At 40.2% G+C, this 6,351-nt stretch carries 5 protein-coding genes; 1 reads left to right on the top strand and 4 read right to left on the bottom strand.

The genetic code is table 11. The features are described from left to right. Nucleotides 1–84: 84 nt before the first annotated feature. From HCJ54_RS13445 to HCJ54_RS13460, 4 genes are all read right to left on the bottom strand, one after another. Nucleotides 85–438, bottom strand: coding sequence for a phage holin family protein (locus HCJ54_RS13445; protein WP_036067402.1), 354 nt, complete (start codon nucleotides 436–438; stop codon nucleotides 85–87). A gap of 9 nt (nucleotides 439–447) precedes the next feature. After that, complete coding sequence (locus tag HCJ54_RS13450) at nucleotides 448–642, bottom strand: PspC domain-containing protein (RefSeq protein WP_036067403.1); 195 nt, start codon at nucleotides 640–642, stop codon at nucleotides 448–450. A 21-nt stretch (nucleotides 643–663) separates the two neighbouring features. Continuing rightward, complete coding sequence (locus HCJ54_RS13455; RefSeq protein WP_187138013.1) at nucleotides 664–1,953, bottom strand: PspC domain-containing protein; 1,290 nt, start codon at nucleotides 1,951–1,953, stop codon at nucleotides 664–666. A gap of 85 nt (nucleotides 1,954–2,038) precedes the next feature. Continuing rightward, entirely contained in the window at nucleotides 2,039–3,262 is a 1,224-nt protein-coding gene (locus HCJ54_RS13460; RefSeq protein WP_187138014.1) for a DUF4097 family beta strand repeat-containing protein, read from the bottom strand. A 753-nt stretch (nucleotides 3,263–4,015) separates the two neighbouring features. Between HCJ54_RS13460 and HCJ54_RS13465 the strand changes: the two genes are divergently transcribed. After that, nucleotides 4,016–6,351: Ig-like domain-containing protein (locus HCJ54_RS13465; RefSeq protein ID WP_244966957.1), on the top strand; the 2,336-nt coding region annotated here is incomplete at its 3' end.

A 6,351-nucleotide genomic window follows, 5' to 3' on the forward strand; every position in this document is an offset into this window, starting at 1 on the left:
CTACCTATTTTTATTTAACAAAAAGAAACCTCGATATGTAGCGCCTTCTCGCGAAAGAAGTTGCCGCCATATCAAGGTTGTATATCATCTTGGTTCCTTGCTCCATAATACAGAGTTGATAACCATATTTGCCAATGACATTAGTAAGGCAATTAGTAGCGCCGTTCCAAAACCATCGATTTGAATGTAAGCATCTAGGAAGAACGAGGTCAATTCTAACATCATCGCGTTCACGACAAAGGTGAATAAACCGAGTGTGAAAATGTTGATTGGTAAAGTTAGAATGAGGAGAATCGGTCTCACCAACATATTCAAAATTGCCAATACAAAACTTGCAATAATCGCGCCTGTAAATCCTTCTACATGAAAACTCTCAAAGAATCCAGATAAGGCGACAAATAAAATCGCATTAATTAAAACTCCTGCTATCCAACGCATTTAATTGATTCACTCCCAACTTGAATTAGCGGGCATAAGGATCGCTAAAATGATATAGATGAGTATCCCCGTTCCAAAGCTTATTAATGATAGTAACACATAGGCGATACGTACCCAAGTCGCGTCCCAACCGAAGTATTCAGCGATCCCGCCACATACACCTGCTAACATTTTTTGTGATGATGATTTCGTTAATTTTCTCATAGTATTTCCTCCTAATGTTGCTTATCCTTGTTTTTCTTCTAATTCGGTAATCTTTATAATTCCGTTATCTACAGAGGCTTGCAATGTAGCAACGCTCATTTCTTCTGAATTCTGCGTAAATACAAGTGATTTATTCGATTCATCCCATACTTTTGCATTTTTTAAGTCAAAATAGATTTTTTCGCGTTTCGTACCTAGTGTGCCGTCCACTTTCCATGTTGCTGGAATCTGGATACGGATGTCACCATGTGGCGCTTTCAAGTCTGCAGCTGTGGCTTGATCATTTTGAAGATTATAGCCAACATCCCCATTTTCGGCGACAGCGACTGTTGTTTGGAAATCACCAGTGACAGAGACATCGCCTTTTGTCGTACGCAATTCGATATTTTCGACGCGACCACTCTTGAATAAAATTTCACCGTCTCCGGTACTAGCAACAAGGAATTTTCCTGCTGTACCCGTGGATCTAATGTCACCATGACGAACTTTCAAGGTGCTGTCATCCACTTCCATATCGTCGTACTTCAAGTTACCATTTAGCAATTGGATTCTGACTTGCTCGTAGGCACGCTTTGGAATAGTTAGGACCACATCTGTTTTCAAAGCATCATTTTTCGATTCAAAAACGAAGCGGTCACCAGACATATCAAGCGTCGTTTGCGTGAAAAAGTAATCCCATAATTTCTCTTCGCTCAACTGTTGAATAGCGCGAGCCTTATTGTGAACAGAAAGAACGGTACGCATCTTCACATCTTCTTTATCCCATGCACGAATGATGATATCACCTGTCGCGATCTTTAATTCCATCGTACGGAAAGTCGTATTGTTAAATTCAAATTCACGAATGGGCTTTGGACGTGGCGTGCTTTGTGCCTGCCGTCCTCTCACACCCTCCACATTCGTGTGATTGTGATGCCGATTATGGTGACGATTACTATGACGTTCACGCATTTCTCTAGCCCGATCGAGATGGCGCTGTTGCATTTCTTTAGCACGCTCTGAATGCATCGCTTGTGCTTGTTTCACACGCTCGCTCTTAGATTGCATTTTTCTTTCATGACGATCATACTTATCTTTCATCTTCTGGTTGTGTCGATCGATAACATCATCGTAGCTAGCATTCTCGGAAGGGATGATAAACAAGGCGATAATATAAGCAATGACCCCGATCATTGTTTTCCAAGAAATGATAATAAGTACGACATAGATAATTCGTAAAACCGTTGCGTCAACGCCGAGATAGTCAGATAAACCACCAAACACCCCACCGATTTTACGATCTGATCTGGATCTCCTTAATTTTTTGTTCATCACTGTTCCTTCCTTTCATTTGAAAATATGTAGCAAAACTCGCTATTCTGTGCAACTATCCGCAGTGAATAGCGAGTCCTTATTTTTACTTAACGTCTTTAATTCTTACGTTACCAGTCGTTGCTTCTGCTTCAATTTTTAGAACAGCTTCGCTCGCTTTTGGTAGTTTCGTGAATATCATTGTTTTGTTCACAGAATCTGAAGTTTCATCCAGTACGTCTGCATCTGTAATTCCAAGATTGATTTTACCTAAGTTCGTATGCAGTTTACCGTCAACACCTAGTTCATTAGGTACAATCACGTCAATGTTGCCGACACCTGTTTTTGTTTTAAGGAAACTTGAGTCATGGTTCGTCAATGTGAACGAAATATTTCCTGTCTTCGTTTGTAAATTCGTTGCGTCAAAAGCGCCCTTCGCTGTCACGTTACCATGAAATGTTTTCAAAGATAAATCGCGAACTGTACCACTGTTAACGCGAACATTACCATTAATCGATTCAATCTCCGTCAATGTCGTATTTAGCGTGCCAACACTGATGTTACCGTTCGTTGTTTTCGCAAACATATCACGACCAGTCAAACTCTCAATATGAAGATTACCGTTTAAAATCTTGATAGAAACATAGTCATATTCTCTTTCTGGCAAGTATACCGTCAAGTTCGTTACCACTTGTTTCGATGGTGATTGGAAACGTAATGTTTCTTCATCCACACGCAATGTTGTTTTGTCGAAGAAAATTTGCAACGCTTCTTCTTCTGGATACTCTTTGAACAGTTTAATATTCGCATGTACCTTCACGTCATTGCTATCCCATGTTTTAAACTCTACATTTCCGTTTGCAATTTCAAACTCTAAGATCGATAACGTTGTATCATGGTAAACAAAGTCACGCTCTAATTTCGTAGATGTTAAAAATGGAATCGGCATATCCTTCACTTGCTCAAAAGCACTATTCAAAAACTTACCGAACTTCTCACCAGCTTGTGAAAGCTCGTCCATGATTTGACGACCCGTATCTTGTTGCTTGTCTTGGTCAGCTTCCGGTTTTTGTTTCGGTTGCGGACGTTTCTTGTAAGAAGCACCGCCACGATATGGATTTTCTTTTGTATTCCAGCCTTGCGAGTAATCATATTCCTCTTCTTCGACTTCCTCCTGCACACTTTCTACAGTTTCAGAGGAGCGAATGTTTTCGGCTGCTGCGCTTTTTCCTTCTTTTTTGGAAATGTTCTCAAGTAACGTTAGCGCTTCTTCCGTAGAAATAATACCTTGCTTCACTAATTCTAAAATTCGTTTGCGTTCGTTTTCCATGTTTTTTCCTCCTTGTGGAAATTAAGCGTATCCCTAAGTATTTTAAAATAAATCATTGTTTTCTAACTGATAACTCTATTATGAAGGACAAGACGATTTCTGTCATACAACCAGAGTATGATTATTTCTTTAGACTTTCGGCACTAAAATAAGATATAGAAGCTAATAAATACTTTCGCTCAAGCTGTGTGAAGCATATGAAACTAGAGCGTGACAAAGAGCCTCTAACATATTTTCCTATCTGTCATGCGGAGTGCATTATAGAAGTTAGCGTCGTGAATGGGAGCATTTTGCAAAAAGATTTTATCTGTGTACTATCATTATGTGAACTAAAAAATGCTCGTTGCGTAATCCAATCTCGTTGCGTCACAAAAAGTTCGGAGAAAAACATGAAATATGACTGATTTATTACTGAGGTGCCGTTGAAAAGCAAAAATATAGATGATAAACTGTGGAAGTTAGCAATAATGAGGAGGAGATATTTGATACGGCATAAAGCAATTATGTTATTCTGTTTCGGAATATTAAGAAAAAAACAAAAACAACCATAATGCTTTCAAAGGTACCGTTGAAAAGCAAAATACAGATGCTAGACTAGAAAGGTAGCGATAAAGAAGAGACGATTAGATATAAAATAGAGCGCTTATATCGAATTTCGACAGAATATTAAGAATTTTTTTGATATGTCAACACTGTAAACTATTAAAACTCTAGCCTATGAGAAAAAGTAAAAATAATGGGGGAATTTATCCAATGAATAAGAATATGAAGAAAATAGCTACGGTTCTTGTAGCAACCAATGTTTTGGCAAGTACATTTATTACTGCCTTACCAAATACAGTGTCCGCAGATGAAACTACGAGCCAAGGTGAGAAGAAACTTTTAAATACCTTACAAGCTACTTCCGTACCGATCGTGCAAAATGCTAATTTTAAGTATGATTCTAGCACGAACACAATTCCAGGGTGGAAGTTTGCGAGTGTTCCAGTTAATGGAACAGTAACGGGTGACTCTCCGCTTATATCCAATGGAAACGGTTCGTACAACATTGTAGATGGTAATTTCCGAGTTACGCCAAACGCGACCGGGATTAGCGCTTTTACGACTGTCGGTAGGTTCAACGTTCTATATCAAACAATCAATACAATACCCGGTGAAACATATACATTTAAATTTTGTGGCATACGTACCGCTTACAGCGCTGACCTGCTTTATGTAGGACTTCGTGTGTACGATGCAACCACAAGTGCCAATATTGTAAATGTACCACTTCAAGGTGCACCACCTACTGAACAAATTTATTCTACAACGTTTGTAGCCACAGGATCGACAACGAGACTAGAAATTGTTAACTCATGTGCAAACCCATACAGAGGGAATAACCAAACTATACAATTGTACAACGTAAGTGCAACAGCTGCTAATACAACAGCACCTAACCAACCAGAAATCAATCCAATGACAGATAAGTCTACCGTAATTAAAGGAACTGCCAAGGCTTATTCGACCGTTTCTTTATATGCAGGTAGTAGCTATATTGGGGATACTCGTGCCGACGCTTCAGGAAATTATAGCTTAAATGCTGGGCCGTACGCAGCAGGTACAAAAATTGGAGCAACAGCAACGGCTTCAGGTCTTGTTAGTGATAAAAATGAAATCACAGTTAGCGCAACAGCCATTGCAAAACCAACCATCAATACGATCAACGACAAATCTGTAAATGCATCTGGAACAGGAGAACCAAGCTCTACCCTCACATTAAAAATCGGTGACGCTACGTACACAGCTAATGTAAATGCAGATGGGAATTGGTCCACCACTATTACGAAACCAAAAGCAGGCCTTGTTGCAGAAGCTACATCTGTAAAAGCAGGTGTCACTAGTCCCAAAGAATCGACAACGGTTGTCGATGTAACAGCTCCGGACGCACCTATATTAAGCACTGTCACGGATAAAGACACACACGTCAAAGGAACCGGAGAAGCCAACACGACGGTCAAAATCAAACTGCCAAATAATACAGAAATAACAGGAACAGTAGACACAGAAGGTAAGTTTGATGTTATCATTCCAGCACAAGCAAAAGATGCCGTGATTAGCGCAACGCTGACAGATGCAGCGAACAATGTCAGTTTAGCAGGGGCAACAACGGTTGTTCACGCAGCACCTTCTGCACCACTCTTAGATACGGTGACAGATAAATCAACAAAAGTAACAGGAACCGGAGATGTCGGCAATACGGTCACTGTAAAAATCACTGACAATGGTATGAGCATATCCTATACAGGTACTGTGGATGATTTCGGTGACTTCTCTATTCCAATCGACACACCAAAAGCAGGAGCAACTGTCGATGCCATTGCGAAAGATAAAACCAACGCACTGAGTCCAAAAACGTCTACAACTGTGAAGGATGTTACAGCACCAGATGCACCGAATGTAAACACAATCCTCGATACAGATACAACTATTACTGGTAATGGGGAAGCCAATTGCGATGTGAAGGTTACCTTGCCATCTGGAGGAGTCCTGACAGGTAGAACGAATGCTACGGGTGTATTCACCATAGCTCTACCAGCACAAGCTGCCGGTAAAGAAATCAAAGTCACATTAACCGATGCAGCAAGCAACGAAAGCACAGCAACACCAGTTATAGTACAATCAAGTGCGATTGCTAGTCCAACAATTAATAGCGTAACAACAGATGATACAACTGTAAAGGGAACTGGAACAACTGGAGCGACAGTCACATTAACTATAGAATCAGCAACATACACAGGAACTGTAATCGACGGCTCCTACACTATATCCATTCCAAAACAGACGGTAGGCACAATTATTTCAGCAAAACAAGCACTAAATGGAAGAACAAGTGCTTCCGTAACAACAACCGTAACAGCAGGTAAAGAACTCGCGAAAACAAGTATTAATCCGTTAACCAATGACTCTACCATTGTTTCAGGAACAGGTGAGCCAAACGCTTCTATCGAGATTAAAAATGCTGCTGGAACTGTAATCGCAACTGGAACAACAGGAGGCGATGGCAATTACAGCTTGACGATTCCAAAACAAACAACAGGTGCCGTTGT

It is taken from the genome of Listeria grandensis, from assembly GCF_014322885.1.
GTDB classification, from domain to species: Bacteria; Bacillota; Bacilli; order Lactobacillales; family Listeriaceae; genus Listeria_A; species Listeria_A grandensis.